This window comes from Seongchinamella unica, from assembly GCF_004354085.1.
Classification (GTDB): Bacteria; Pseudomonadota; Gammaproteobacteria; order Pseudomonadales; family Halieaceae; genus Halioglobus; species Halioglobus unicus.
The window spans coordinates 513059-525780 of record NZ_SMSE01000001.1; the positions used below are offsets into that span (position 1 = coordinate 513059).

Here is a 12722-nt window from a genome sequence, read left to right on the forward strand (position 1 = left end):
CACTCAATCAACGGGTTACGCCTGATGGCTATTGTTGTATCTGTCTACCGTAACGGTTACAGGCGTGTAAAATCGTTATAAAGGGCCAGCATCATCATACCCAGCACCAGGAATAGGCCTACCTGGTAGCCGAGGGCCTGTATTTTCTCAGGTACGGGGCGCCCCGCCAATAGCTCTATGGTGTAAAACAGCAGGTGCCCCCCATCCAGTACCGGTATGGGCAGCAGGTTCAATACCCCGAGGCTGACACTGAGCAGGGCCAGGAAGCCGATGTACGATTCCAGGCCGGACTTGGCTGAAGCGGACGCCACTTTAGCAATGGTGATAGGGCCGCTCAAGTTTTTTGGCGATATCAGGCCCATGATCATTTTCTTGATGGAGTTGACGGTGAAGCCCATCAGGTCCCAGGTTCGGACCACCGCAGCCCCCGCGGCTTCCAGTGGGCCCCGGTTGAACCTGCGAACCATCTCCTCGGGCATCTCGGGAATGGCCACGCTTACTCCGACCCGGCCGAAGGGCTCGCCGTTTTCGTCAGTGATCCGTTCCGGCGTTATGACGCCTGTTTGCAGACTCCCATTGCGCTCGTACTCGAGGGTAATGGCCTCTCCCGGGCGGGCGCGCACGTGCCTGACCCAGTCCATCCACTTATCCATGGACACACCGTCGGCACTCAGAATACGGTCTCCCGGCTGCAACCCGGCGCGTTCTGCGGGACCATCCTCAACAATCGTGTCGACCACCGGCGGTACCTCGGGGGTATACATCACCAGCCCGAGCCCGCCAAACAGATCCGGCTCATCCTGATCAGACAGCCAGCGACTGATACCGGCTTCCGACTCATACAGCATGTCCGAGCCGGCGTATTTCGCGGTAAACCTGATGGTTCCGGTATCACCTATCCTGTCCAGCAGGGCGAAACTCAGCGCCTGCCAGGTCGGCGTGTTCTGGCCGTCGACGGCGACGATTTCCTGGCCCGCCTCCAGTCCGGCCACATCCGCAACAGAGCCTGCCTCAACCTCACCAATGACCGGTGCGTAGCCGCTTTCGCCGGAGAGAAAAAGGAACCAGTAAGCGACCACTGCAAGGGCCAGGTTTGCCAGCGGCCCGGCTGCAACAACGGCAATACGCTGCAACACCGGCTTACGGTTAAATGCCTGATCACGCAGTGCTTCCGGTACCTCGCCTTCCCGCTCGTCGAGCATCTTGACGTAACCGCCCAGCGGGATCGCTGCCACGCTGTACTCGGTGCCCTGCTTATCCGTCCAGCTGCCCAGCGACTTGCCGAAACCGATGCTGAACCGCAGCACCTTGACCCCACATTTACGCGCCACCCAGAAGTGCCCGTACTCGTGCACGGCAACCAGTAGCGCCAGCGTGCCGAGTGTAATGAGAACGGTGTACAGGATATCCATCAGGCTAGATTCACTTCTGTGGTTCTACCGGTCAACTGACCCAGCAGATCGCGGGCGACAGCCCGCGCTTCATCGTCTGCTGCTTCGACCACAGCCAGGCTGTCGGGTTCAACAATGCTCACCCGCTCCAATACCCCCTCAATCAGCTGCGGAATCGCGGTAAAGCGAAGGTTTTCGGCGAGAAAGGCGTCAACCGCCACTTCATTGGCAGCGTTGCATACCGCCATGGCCGTGCCGCCCGCCGCCACCGCCTCGCGGGCCAGCCGCAGACAGGGGAAGCGGGCCTCGTCCGGCGCCTCAAAATCCAGCCGCGCCGCGGCCACCAGATCCAGCGGTGCCACCCCGGAAGCCATGCGCTCCGGCCAGCCCAGGCCGTAGGCGATGGGGGTACGCATATCGGGATTGCCCATCTGCGCCAGCACTGATCCGTCCAGGTACTGCACCATGGAGTGGATAATACTCTGGGGATGCACGACCACCTCTACCAGGTCGGGTGCCAGGTCGAAAATCCAGCATGCTTCGATAAATTCCAGGCCCTTGTTCATCAGGCTGGCGGAGTCCACTGAAATCTTCCGCCCCATGGACCAGTTGGGATGAGCGCAGGCCTGATCCGGCGTGGCTTCGCGCATCTGTTCGAAAGACCAGGTCCTGAACGGACCGCCAGAGGCGGTAAGCAGGACCTTGCTGACCCCGGCAAGATCCGGCCGGGCGCCCTGTTTCACCGGCATACACTGGAAAATCGCGTTGTGCTCTGAGTCGATAGGCAGCAGTCTGGCGCCGGATTTGCGCACCGCCTGCATCAGCAGGTGGCCGCCCATCACCAGTGATTCCTTATTCGCCAACAACAGGGTCTTGCCGGCCCTGGCCGCTGCCAGGGTAGAGGGCAGCCCTGCCGCGCCCACAATAGCGGCCATCACGCTGTCCACTTCTGGGGCGCTCGCCACTGCGCTCAGCCCGCTTTCCCCCTGCAAAACTTCAGTGGGGCAATCCGCCGGCAGGCGCTCGCTGAGCCGCTGTGCCGCCGTTTCATCCATCATCACCGCAAAGCGCGGCTGGAATGTCAGGCACTGCTCGAGCAGGGCATCCACCGAACGATTGGCAGCCAGGGCATAGACCGAGAATTCCCCGGGGTGCCGGGCAATCACATCCAGGGTACTGACACCGATAGAGCCGGTGGACCCCAGGACGCTGACCAGGCGTGGCGCTGTGTTCATTTCACCAACCCGCCAGCAATAGGCCCAGGGCAAACACCGGAGCAGCGCCACAGAGGCTGTCCAGCCGATCCAGGACGCCGCCGTGGCCCGGCAACAGACTGCCACTGTCCTTGGCACCACTCTCCCGCTTGACCATACTCACGGACAGGTCGCCCACGACCGAGGCGAGACTGGTGGCCAGCACAACCGCCAGCACCGACACCAGGCTGATATGCGCACTGTGCGCTGGCCGCAGGTACCACAGCAGCAAGCCGACCAGAATCACCGCCAGCACACCACCCCAGAATCCTTCCCAGGTCTTGGCGGGACTGACTTCCGGCGCCATTTTGTGCTTGCCCAGCGACTTGCCGGCAAAGTAGGCGCCGATGTCAGCTGCGGCAACCACCACCACCATGATCGCCACCAGCAGGCCTCCCCGCGGGAAGCTCAACAGGTACACCGCCGCCATCCAGGCTGGAGCCAGAATCAACAGGCCGATCAGGCTGCGCATCAGGCTGTTGCTCCACATGACTGCACTGCCCGGGTAACTCTTTACCCAAAGCAGGGCGAAGGACCACCACAGGCAGGCCAGGCCAAGCACCGGCTGTACCCGCTCCCGGGTCGGCCCTTCACCCAGCTGGCAGTGGACGTACAGCAGCAGCATAACTGCGCCCAGGACAAGCACGAACAGCCCCCGCCCCACGACGGACTCCCATCCGGCCAACCGCGACCACTCCCAGCCGCCGGCCAGAACCAGCAGGGCAAATACGGCGGCAAGCGCCTTCAGCGGCAGGAAGATAACGCCAGCGACGAACAGGCCGGCCATTATGAGCGCGGTAGCCACCCGTTGCTTAAGCATCGATCTCACCACCGGCCACTATACCGTCAGACTCCCGCAGCCCGAAGCGGCGCTCCCGGCGACTGTAATCCGCCAGCGCACGAGCAAATTCCAGCTCGCCGAAATCCGGCCACAGCGTGTTGGTGAAGTAGAGTTCGCTATAGGCGAATTGCCAGAGCATGAAATTGCTGATCCGGGCATCACCTCCGGTGCGGATGCAGAGGTCGGGGTGCGGCAGGTCGGCAGCAGAGACCTGCTGGCCCAGCAGCTCGGGCGTAATCTCACTGGCCTTCATGGCGCCCGCTTCAACCTGCTCAGCCAGTTTCCGGGCTGCCTGGGTAATATCCCACTGTCCGCCGTAATCCACCGCAATGACCAGCGTGGCCTCGGTGTTGCCGGCGGTAATGTGTTCTGACTGCTGCATCAGCCGCTGCAGACGGGTGCTGAAGCGGGAACGTTCACCGATAAAACGCAGGCGAATGCCATCCTTGTCCAATTCACGCACTTCGCTGCGCAAATAGCGCGACAACAGGGCCAGCAGGGCCCGCACTTCCGGCAGCGGACGCCCCCAGTTCTCACTGCTGAAGGCAAATACCGTAAGCACCTGCACCCCGTGTTTACGACAGGCGCGCAGGACATTGCGAACCGCTTCCACGCCGGCGCGATGGCCGGCGGGGCCGGGCACACCATTGCGTTTTGCCCAGCGGTTATTGCCATCCATGATGATGGCGACATGGCGCGGAATCACCGCCGTGCTTGCGTCACTGTTGCCACTGCGCGAAGAATTGGCGGGCATGGGAGTCACTGAATCCGGGGGTAGCCGGACTCTAGATCTCCATCAGGTCGGCTTCTTTTTCAGCCAACATTTTCTCGACCTCGGCGATATAGCGGTCGGTGAGTTTCTGGATTTCATCCTGGCCACGGCGTTCATCGTCTTCGCTGATTTCCTTGTCCTTCTCCAGTTCCTTGAGCATGCCATTGGCGTCACGACGCGCATTGCGCACGGATACGCGCGCCGACTCGGCCTCATGCCGCGCCTGGCGGATATAGCCCTTGCGTGTGTCTTCGGTAAGCATGGGCATGGGAATGCGAATGACCTCGCCGGCAGTGGCCGGATTCAGGCCCAGGTCGGATTTCATAATTGCTTTTTCAATGGCCGGGATCATGGTCTTGTCCCAGACAGTGAGCGACAACGTGCGGGCATCTTCCACGTTCACGTTGGCGACCTGGTTCAGCGGCGTGTCCGAGCCGTAGTACTCCACGCGCAGGCCATCCAGCAGGCTGGGGTGGGCGCGCCCGGTGCGAATTTTGTTGAAATTGTGGCTCAGCGCATCGAGGCTCTTTTCCATGCGCTCTTTCGCTTCTTTCTTGATGTCGTCAATCACTCTTTTACTTCCTCCGGGGGCAGACGATCACTCGATCAGGGTGCCGTCGTCACCGCCGCGAACAATATTCAGCAGCGCGCCCTGTTTCTCCATTTCAAATACCCGTACCGGCATATTGTGATCCCGGCACAGGCAGATTGCGGTGAGGTCCATGACCTCCAGTTTCTTGTCAAGCACCTCATCGTAAGTGAGTCGCTCGTACCTGATAGCGTCTGCCACCTTCATGGGGTCTGCAGAATAGACGCCGTCCACTTTCGTGGCCTTCAACACCAGTTCTGCTTCCACCTCGATACCCCTGAGGCAGGCCGACGAATCGGTGGTAAAGAAGGGGTTGCCGGTGCCGGCAGAAAAAATGACCACATCGCCATTGCTCAAGGCCCGAATGGCCTTGCGCCTGTCGTAGTGATCTACTACCCCGCTCATGGGAATCGAGGACATGACCTGGGTGGAAATATTGGAACGCTCCAACGCATCCCTCAGGGCCAGGGCGTTCATCACCGTGGCCAACATACCCATATGGTCTCCCGTTACCCGGTCCAGGCCCGCCGCCTGAAGCGCGGCACCACGAAACAGGTTGCCGCCGCCAACCACCAGGCCAACCTGTACGCCAATTCCCACTAACTGCCCGATTTCAAGTGCCATGCGGTCCAGCACCCGGGGATCGATGCCAAAATTCTCCTTGCCGGTCAACGCCTCGCCGCTGAGCTTCAATAATATGCGTTTGTATTTCCTGTCACCGGATGCCTGGGCCATAAAACCTCTCCTGAACTGGGGCCGTATCTTACAGCACAACGACCGCCTTCCCCAGTGGGAATTTGCCGAAATCGACCGGCCCGGAATCCCCGGGCAGAAACAAAAAACCCGCCCGGGGAATCGGGCGGGTCATCGTGCGCCGGTGACTTACAGGAAGGCCAGCAGCGCCCAGACCACTGCGGTAAGACCAATACTGCAGTGGATAACACCCTTGACGCTGGTCATGGGGCCGGTCTTGCCGATCAGGGCATTGACTTCCAGAGCGAGGATCAGGACCACGCAGGCGCCAAAGCCAAGAGCGCCAGCTTCCACCGGCAGGTGTTTGGAAGCGAGCATCCCGAACAGCATGGGGCCCGAGAACAGGGTATTGGTGCGCGATGCCAGCCCCGCCTTGGCAGCGGCCGCCGGGCCATCCCCCTCTTTCAGTCCGATAACAATCTGCTGATTGGGCCAGATGATCAGCCATACGTTGAGGAACATCAGGGTGCCCGCCAACGCGCCCATCCAGATGGCCGGCATGCTGAGAATATTGGCTGTGGCGCCGATCTGGTGCAACAGGCTAAGACCGGTGAGGAAGGTGAACATTGCCCCCCAGCGGAACCACCACAATGCCCTGGGTGCCAGCTTCTTGACCGCGTCAGCCTTGGCATCGGCCTCAGCCTCCTTGAAATACTCCGTCTGTACGAAGTTGAAGTAATACAGCATGCCTATCCAGACAATACCGAACAGGACGTGCGCCCAGCGAAATACAAATTCCAGAACTATGCTACTCATGCACCTAACCCCTCTAATTGTTGTGTGTGTGCCGGCTTATTATACACACCGCCGTTTACAGGCCGCCACCGGCGGCGAAATCCTTTTCCATACCGACGTCCAGGGCTGCCATCAGCGGAGCCCGCACTCGCGCCTTGGTCCGCCTGTGTGCGTCCATGTCAAGCTCGTTGAGCTGGCTGGCAACGGCTTTGGCGCGAGCCATCACCTGCCCGGAATCCATGGCTTCATCCAGATAACCCGCCTCCACGGCGCCGTCAGCATCGTATATGTGGGCACAATTAAGCGCTAACTCAAAGTGCGCCGGATCGAGCCGGGCGCGGGCGATTTCCACCCCAAAGTGGGGCATCACCATGCCGATGGCCACCTCGTTCAGCCCCAGCTTGAACTCTCCAGCCGTCCCAATCCGGTAATCGGCACACATCAGCATGATGCCGCCCATGGCCAGGGCATGGCCCGTGACCGCCAATACCACCGGGGTGGGGAACTGGAGCAGTCGACGGGCCAATGCGGCACCACCGGCCAAGAGCTCCATCATCTGCTCACCGCCCTGCCCCATCACATTCAGATCGAAGCCCGCTGAAAACTTGCCCGGGCGGCCGCTGATGATAACGGGCCTGCCCGCTGCTTCGGCTGTATCGAGCGCCGCATTTAACTGGTCAAGCAGGGCAAACGACACGGCGTTGGCCTTGCCGTCATCCAGGGTTATAAGGCAATACTTCTCTTCTTCGACGAATTTAACGACGTCAGTCACGGGGCAGCTCCTGTTATTCAGTGATCGGTCACCGGGGGCATACGTTAGAGCAACTGGGGCGGTATGGCCAGTTTTAGTCCAAGCCAGTGGCTGCGCGACTTCGGTATATTTTTGCCAAGCGAGGCGGGGAAGCGGTTGAACTTTTCGTCGCAAGTGCGCGCCAAGGAAGAGGAGCGAGACGACGCTTTTCGGCTCGCGACCGACCGAGGGCAGCCCGGAGGGCCGCGTGTACAAGACGGAAAGTTCAGGCACTTCTCCGGCGACTCGGGGCTTCACCGAAAGCATAGGTAATGGATCCTGGAATCTAACTGGAAGAAGGCCGCTTGGCATTCATGCTCCTTCAGAGCATTGCAGTAGAAGGGGAATCGCACAAAAAAAACCCGGCCGAAGCCGGGTTTTTAGCGTTCCAGGGAAGCTGGGCTTACATCATGCCGCCCATGCCGCCCATGCCGCCCATGTCGGGCATTGCTGGGCCAGAGCCGCCTTCTTCAGGCGAATCAGCGACCATCACCTCGGTGGTGATCATCAGGCCGGCAACGGAGCCTGCGGCCTGCAGCGCGGTACGGGTGACCTTGGCGGGATCCAGGATACCCATCTCGATCATGTCGCCGTACTCGCCAGTGGCGGCATTGTAGCCGTAATTACCCTCGCCCTGACGGATCTTGTCCAACACCACAGAGGCTTCATCACCGGCGTTGCCGACGATCTGGCGCAGCGGACCTTCCATGGCGCGCAGCGCAGCCGCGATGCCGTGGTTCTGGTCTTCGTTGTCACCTTTCAGGTCAGCGATAGCGGCGATAGCGCGCACCAGGGCAACACCACCACCGGCAACCACGCCCTCTTCAACCGCAGCACGGGTGGCGTGCAGGGCGTCTTCAACCCGGGCTTTCTTCTCTTTCATCTCGATCTCGGTGGCAGCACCCACCTTGATGACCGCAACACCGCCAGCCAGCTTGGCCACACGCTCCTGCAGTTTCTCGCGATCGTAATCGGAAGAGGTGTTCTCGATCTGGGTGCGGATCTCGCCAACACGGGCCTGGATCGCCGCAGCATCACCAGCACCGTCGATGATGGTGCTGTTGTCCTTGTCCATGGTGACCCGCTTGGCGCTACCCAGGTGCTCCAGGGTGGCGGATTCCAGATCCAGACCCACTTCCTCGGAGATCACAGTACCGCCCGTCAGGATGGCGATGTCCTGCAGCATGGCCTTGCGGCGGTCGCCGAAGCCAGGTGCCTTACAGGCAGCAACTTTCACGATACCGCGCATGTTGTTCACCACCAGGGTGGCCAGGGCTTCGCCTTCAACATCCTCGGCAACGATAACCAGCGGCTTGGACGCCTTGGCTACCTGCTCCAGCAGGGGCAGCAGTTCACGAATGTTGGAGATTTTCTTGTCAACCAGCAGGATGTAGGGCGCTTCTGATTCAACGCTCATGCTGTCCTGGTTGTTGATGAAATAGGGAGAGAGGTAACCGCGGTCGAACTGCATACCTTCCACCACGTCCAGCTCATTCTCCAGACCGGAACCTTCCTCGACGGTGATTACGCCTTCCTTGCCAACTTTCTCCATGGCTTCGGCGATGATGTCGCCGACCTGGGAGTCGGAGTTGGCGGAAATGGTGCCTACCTGGGCGATCGCCTTGGTGTCTTCACAGGGAATGGAGGCTTCCTGGATTTTAGCAACCGCTGCGATAACGGCCTTGTCGATACCGCGCTTGAGGTCCATGGGGTTCATGCCTGCGGCCACGGACTTGAGGCCTTCGTTGACGATGGACTGCGCCAGTACGGTGGCGGTCGTGGTGCCGTCACCAGCGGCGTCAGAAGCCTGGGAGGCTACCTCCTTGACCATTTGCGCGCCCATGTTCTCGAACTTGTCTTTCAGCTCGATTTCCTTGGCCACGGAAACACCGTCCTTGGTCACGGTAGGTGCGCCGAAGGACTTGTCCAGGATTACATTACGGCCCTTGGGGCCCAGGGTTGCCTTTACGGCGTCGGCGAGAATATTCACGCCATTCAACATGCGGGAGCGAGCGTCGTCGCCAAACAATACGTCTTTAGCTGCCATTTTCTAGATCCTTAAATTACTAAATCTTTGACGGGTGAGTTCGGGTGGTGTCTTACTCGACAACAGCGAAAATTTCGCTTTCACCCATGATGATCAGTTCTTCACCATCGATCTCGATGGTATTGCTGCCGGCGTACTGGCCGAAAACCACGGTGTCGCCAACCTTGACGGCCAGGGGGCGGAGTTCGCCATTGTCCAGCACCTTGCCTTCACCCACGGCTACGATTTCACCCTGGTTGGGCTTTTCCTTGGCAGAACCGGGCAGCACGATACCACCGGCGGTAGTTTCTTCCTCTGCATTACGACGAACGACCACGCGGTCGTACAACGGACGGATACTCATGTGTCTTTATCTCCTAGTGACAGTTTTATGAGAGGCCCCAGGGGGGGTTGCTAGGTCAATGGGGGCGGCAAAAATACTTTTCAAGGCCCAATTAGCACTCTTTTTGCGAGAGTGCTAAAAATGGCACCGAAGGCGGGAAAAGTCAGCGCAGCCGGGGCGCTTGCGGAGGTGAGAAAATCACCAATTTTTTCAGGATATTCAGATAGTTAGGGCTTTTTATCCTCGTCCACGCGAGTGAACTGCCCCTCGATGGTGATTTCACTGTCAAAATCACGCCCGGGGGCATAAGGTTCGGGTTGGGGGGCCCCAAGGGCCCTGGCGAGACGTCGCCTGAGCGGACCGATCATGACGACCAGGGCGGCAACGTCGGAAATTATGCCCGGGAATATCAGCAACAGTCCCGCCAGGCCCATGGCCATATCGTCCATCAGCAGGTCGACGCCCAACACCCGGCCCTGCTGCACGCCCTGCAGGCGCTCGAACATCTGCCGGCCCTGACGGCGCAACACCACCAGCCCCAGGACCAGGGTGGCAAACACGTAGAGGACGGCAGTAAGGGCGCTGGTCTCTATTCCCAACTGGATGAGGGTGAACAACTCCAGCCAGGGTAGCAGTAGAAAAAACAATCGCATAAATACTCTCCCTGACGATGAGTATGGGGGCGAGGGCGGGAATTACAAGCGCGGCGCTACCAGTCGTAGTTAACCCCGACGGACCACTTACGGTCCACCTTGTCGATCCCCTCTTCAGCCGGCAGGTTGTCGTAATTGTATTCCAGCTGAAAAATCGAACTGAAGACACCATTAATCGGGTATTTGAATCCTGTGGTCGTGGTCAGTTCCCAGTCGGCCCCCTGCTGAAAAGACTGCAGCGCGGCATGGCGATGAAAGACCTCCATGCCCTCCTCGTTCACCCGCCAGGCGAAATCCAGGTTCCAGAGAAATGCCGGGCGTTCCCGATTCTGGCCGCCGGTAATATTTTCGTTAACGTAGTTGAGCGTGCCCTTGCCGAGCAGGTCGAAGTAAGCCGTTTCCAGGAACTGGTAACCCATTCCCATACCGACGGTGGAGCGGTTTTCCAGGTCGCGAAACTCGTTTTCCTCATAGGCCGCATTCCCGGTGGCGAACCATTGCTCGGTAAAAAACTGGTCGTATTGATAGGTGCCCAGCCAACTCTGCCGGGTCTTTTGCCCGTTGGAACTCTCATCCTGATAGCGTGCCGCGAGGGTATGGCGAGTGTCGAGAAAACGCAGCTCGGTACGGGCATTGATGTCGTACTTGGTGATGTCGGTGTTACCAGCAGCATCTTCCAACGCCAGGATAAGCGAACCTTTCTGCTGCAGAAAGGGCTGCGGCTCGATTATCGTCTCACCGGCCGCCACCACCAGTTTCCAGTCCGACAGGGTCATCACGCCCTGGTCACAGTGCAGAAACTGCTTGTTACGCTGGATAAACATCCAGCAATTGTTGAGTTCACCGCTGGTTTTCTGCAGATCGAAATGGGATCCGGATTCGATGAAGGAAACGTGATTCAGGCCGATAGCAAGTTCCCCGAGAATCGCCGAAGTCCACTGCACGTTACCCTCGGATATGCTCACCAGGGCACCGGTGATAGACTCCCCGTCACTGAAGTGCAGACGATCACCCAGGGCCGGGCTTGCAGCAGCCAGCAACAGGCATGAAACGGAAAAAAAGCGCCCGATATGCCATCGGGGCTGACTCGCTTTTTTGTACATTGATTTCCCGTGAATCGAATTTTTAAAGTTGACTATGGAACCCGACATTAACCAGCGTATCTGGCAGGTTGTTGCCCTCATCCCCCCGGGCAAGGTCGCCACCTATGGCGATGTCGCCGCCCAGGCCGGCCTGCCAGGAGCCGCCCGTCGAGTCGGCCGCGCCCTGAAGCTCCTGCCGACAGGCACCCGGATACCCTGGCACCGGGTGGTCAATGCCCAGGGAGGTATTTCGCTGCCGCCGGGTTCCTCCTCACAGTATACCCAACGGGAGCGGCTGGAGGCAGAGGGCGTTGTGTTCAAGGCCAACGGCGCTGTGGATTTGCGCCGGTTCCGCGCCTTTCAACCCTGATCACCGTCGGCATTACCGCCCTGTTTTTCGGCCTCTTCCTCCAGTGCCTGCAACTTTCTCTGCAGGTGATCGCACCTGTCTGCCACCTGGTCCACCAACTGACTCAGGTTATTGATCAGTTCCACAGCGTAATCGGCCGGAACCTGGCTGGCATCGGGCAGCAGGGTCTCTTCTTCACTGGCGGCAACCTCAGTGAACTGTTCACCCGGGGGCAACAGCGAGTTGAGGTAGCTGATCTTGAGATTGAAGCGCTCCGCTTCTTCCTCATTGAATTTTACATCCAGGGACAGGGGCGCCGCGCCAGCCTGGCGCATGGCCTCATAAAAAAGATGCTGTCGGCGTGACAGGCCTCGCTCGGTGTTATGCTGCCCGTCACGATACAGGGGGTAGCGGTTGTTCATTGCCAGCAGCAGGGCGACACCTTCATCGCCCAAGGACTGGTTGGCCTCGCGTTCCGGCAATTCCAGCTCACCCTCAAGCTCAACCTGCGCGGCCTGGAAAAAATCGACAAGCAGGCTGCCACCGGCAAAGCTGTCCGGATCGAACCGCCTCAGCACAAAGTGGTCACGACCAAAAGCCTCGATCCAGCGCTGGAAAAACCGGTAATTCTGCCGCCGCTTGGTCAGCCGCAACAGCGCCTGCGCGGACATCGGGTCGCTCAGCTCCTTGACGTTCTGTTCCCACAGGCTCTTCAATGCCTGCAATGGATCTCGCACATAGGCCACCACCCGAACTTCATCAAAAAACGGCTCAACAAAGGTCTTGAGCGCCGCTAGGCCCTGCTTTGACAGGCGGCCCAGATTCTCCGCGGACACGATCCAGACGCCCTCCCCCGGCGTGGAAAAAAACGCCCGCCATTGATCGTTCAGGCGTTGTAACTCCGCCTGCCAGGCTTCATCGCCGATGGGTGACAGCTGTTGGTAATAAATGCTATCGCTGGGATCTTCCAGAAAAAGGACCGTAAAATCGAAGGAGTGATTGAACGGTTTCCAATCAGGGTAATAGACCCCCTGCTCGGCGAGCAATGGCGATCCCTGGCCCAGAGACGCCTGGATGGAACTGGTGCCGGTCTTGGCCATACCGATATGCAAAACCAATTTTTTCAAACCAAAAGCCTCTCTCAT

14 protein-coding genes are annotated in these 12722 nt (G+C 59.4%); 1 reads left to right on the forward strand and 13 read right to left on the reverse strand.

The window, feature by feature from the left end:
- Positions 1–56 precede the first annotated feature (56 nt).
- The 12 genes from rseP to E2F43_RS02405 form a co-directional block, all read right to left on the reverse strand.
- Entirely contained in the window at positions 57–1412 is a 1356-nt protein-coding gene (gene rseP, locus E2F43_RS02350) for an RIP metalloprotease RseP (protein WP_133209260.1), read from the reverse strand.
- Positions 1412–2626 carry a 1-deoxy-D-xylulose-5-phosphate reductoisomerase gene (ispC, locus tag E2F43_RS02355; protein ID WP_133209261.1) on the reverse strand — a complete coding sequence of 405 codons (1215 nt, stop codon included), beginning with the start codon at positions 2624–2626 and terminating at the stop codon, positions 1412–1414. Before ispC ends, rseP begins: the two co-directional genes overlap by 1 nt.
- Before the next feature lies 1 nt (position 2627).
- Positions 2628–3464 (reverse strand): phosphatidate cytidylyltransferase, encoded by an 837-nt coding sequence (locus E2F43_RS02360; protein WP_133209262.1) that lies wholly within the window; start codon positions 3462–3464, stop codon positions 2628–2630.
- Positions 3457–4239 carry a polyprenyl diphosphate synthase gene (gene uppS, locus E2F43_RS02365; protein ID WP_133209263.1) on the reverse strand — a complete coding sequence of 261 codons (783 nt, stop codon included), beginning with the start codon at positions 4237–4239 and terminating at the stop codon, positions 3457–3459. The genes E2F43_RS02360 and uppS overlap by 8 nt, the downstream gene beginning before the upstream one ends.
- 31 nt (positions 4240–4270) lie before the next feature.
- Positions 4271–4828 carry a ribosome recycling factor gene (gene frr, locus E2F43_RS02370; RefSeq protein WP_133209264.1) on the reverse strand — a complete coding sequence of 186 codons (558 nt, stop codon included), beginning with the start codon at positions 4826–4828 and terminating at the stop codon, positions 4271–4273.
- 27 nt (positions 4829–4855) lie between these two features.
- On the reverse strand, positions 4856–5581 hold the full coding sequence (gene pyrH, locus E2F43_RS02375) for a UMP kinase (protein WP_133209265.1): 726 nt from the start codon (positions 5579–5581) through the stop codon (positions 4856–4858).
- A gap of 147 nt (positions 5582–5728) precedes the next feature.
- Positions 5729–6355, reverse strand: a complete 627-nt coding sequence (locus E2F43_RS02380; protein WP_133209266.1) for a urate hydroxylase PuuD — start codon at positions 6353–6355, stop codon at positions 5729–5731.
- A 55-nt stretch (positions 6356–6410) separates the two neighbouring features.
- Positions 6411–7106 carry a crotonase/enoyl-CoA hydratase family protein gene (locus E2F43_RS02385; RefSeq protein ID WP_133209267.1) on the reverse strand — a complete coding sequence of 232 codons (696 nt, stop codon included), beginning with the start codon at positions 7104–7106 and terminating at the stop codon, positions 6411–6413.
- A 421-nt stretch (positions 7107–7527) separates the two neighbouring features.
- A complete protein-coding gene (gene groL / locus E2F43_RS02390; protein ID WP_133209268.1) occupies positions 7528–9171 on the reverse strand; it encodes a chaperonin GroEL in 1644 nt (547 codons plus the stop codon).
- A 52-nt stretch (positions 9172–9223) separates the two neighbouring features.
- Positions 9224–9514, reverse strand: coding sequence for a co-chaperone GroES (locus E2F43_RS02395; RefSeq protein ID WP_133209269.1), 291 nt, complete (start codon positions 9512–9514; stop codon positions 9224–9226).
- Positions 9515–9720: 206 nt separating this feature from the next.
- Complete coding sequence (locus E2F43_RS02400; RefSeq protein WP_133209270.1) at positions 9721–10146, reverse strand: FxsA family protein; 426 nt, start codon at positions 10144–10146, stop codon at positions 9721–9723.
- A gap of 56 nt (positions 10147–10202) precedes the next feature.
- Positions 10203–11249, reverse strand: a complete 1047-nt coding sequence (locus E2F43_RS02405) for a DUF481 domain-containing protein (RefSeq protein WP_165954159.1) — start codon at positions 11247–11249, stop codon at positions 10203–10205.
- Between the two features lie 34 nt (positions 11250–11283).
- Between E2F43_RS02405 and E2F43_RS02410 the strand changes: the two genes are divergently transcribed.
- Entirely contained in the window at positions 11284–11598 is a 315-nt protein-coding gene (locus tag E2F43_RS02410; RefSeq protein WP_133209272.1) for an MGMT family protein, read from the forward strand.
- Here E2F43_RS02410 and E2F43_RS02415 read toward each other — a convergent pair.
- Complete coding sequence (locus E2F43_RS02415; protein WP_133209273.1) at positions 11589–12704, reverse strand: hypothetical protein; 1116 nt, start codon at positions 12702–12704, stop codon at positions 11589–11591. The genes E2F43_RS02410 and E2F43_RS02415 overlap by 10 nt on opposite strands.
- Positions 12705–12722 lie beyond the last annotated feature (18 nt).

Coding starts and splice junctions, on each gene's coding strand:
- rseP (WP_133209260.1), bottom strand. CDS start 1,412: ATGGATATCCTGTACACCGTTCTCATTACACTCGGCACGCTGGCGCTA.
- ispC (WP_133209261.1), bottom strand. CDS start 2,626: ATGAACACAGCGCCACGCCTGGTCAGCGTCCTGGGGTCCACCGGCTCT.
- E2F43_RS02360 (WP_133209262.1), bottom strand. CDS start 3,464: ATGCTTAAGCAACGGGTGGCTACCGCGCTCATAATGGCCGGCCTGTTC.
- uppS (WP_133209263.1), bottom strand. CDS start 4,239: ATGCCCGCCAATTCTTCGCGCAGTGGCAACAGTGACGCAAGCACGGCG.
- pyrH (WP_133209265.1), bottom strand. CDS start 5,581: ATGGCCCAGGCATCCGGTGACAGGAAATACAAACGCATATTATTGAAG.
- E2F43_RS02380 (WP_133209266.1), bottom strand. CDS start 6,355: ATGAGTAGCATAGTTCTGGAATTTGTATTTCGCTGGGCGCACGTCCTG.
- groL (WP_133209268.1), bottom strand. CDS start 9,171: ATGGCAGCTAAAGACGTATTGTTTGGCGACGACGCTCGCTCCCGCATG.
- E2F43_RS02395 (WP_133209269.1), bottom strand. CDS start 9,514: ATGAGTATCCGTCCGTTGTACGACCGCGTGGTCGTTCGTCGTAATGCA.
- E2F43_RS02400 (WP_133209270.1), bottom strand. CDS start 10,146: ATGCGATTGTTTTTTCTACTGCTACCCTGGCTGGAGTTGTTCACCCTC.
- E2F43_RS02405 (WP_165954159.1), bottom strand. CDS start 11,249: ATGTACAAAAAAGCGAGTCAGCCCCGATGGCATATCGGGCGCTTTTTT.
- E2F43_RS02410 (WP_133209272.1), top strand. CDS start 11,284: ATGGAACCCGACATTAACCAGCGTATCTGGCAGGTTGTTGCCCTCATC.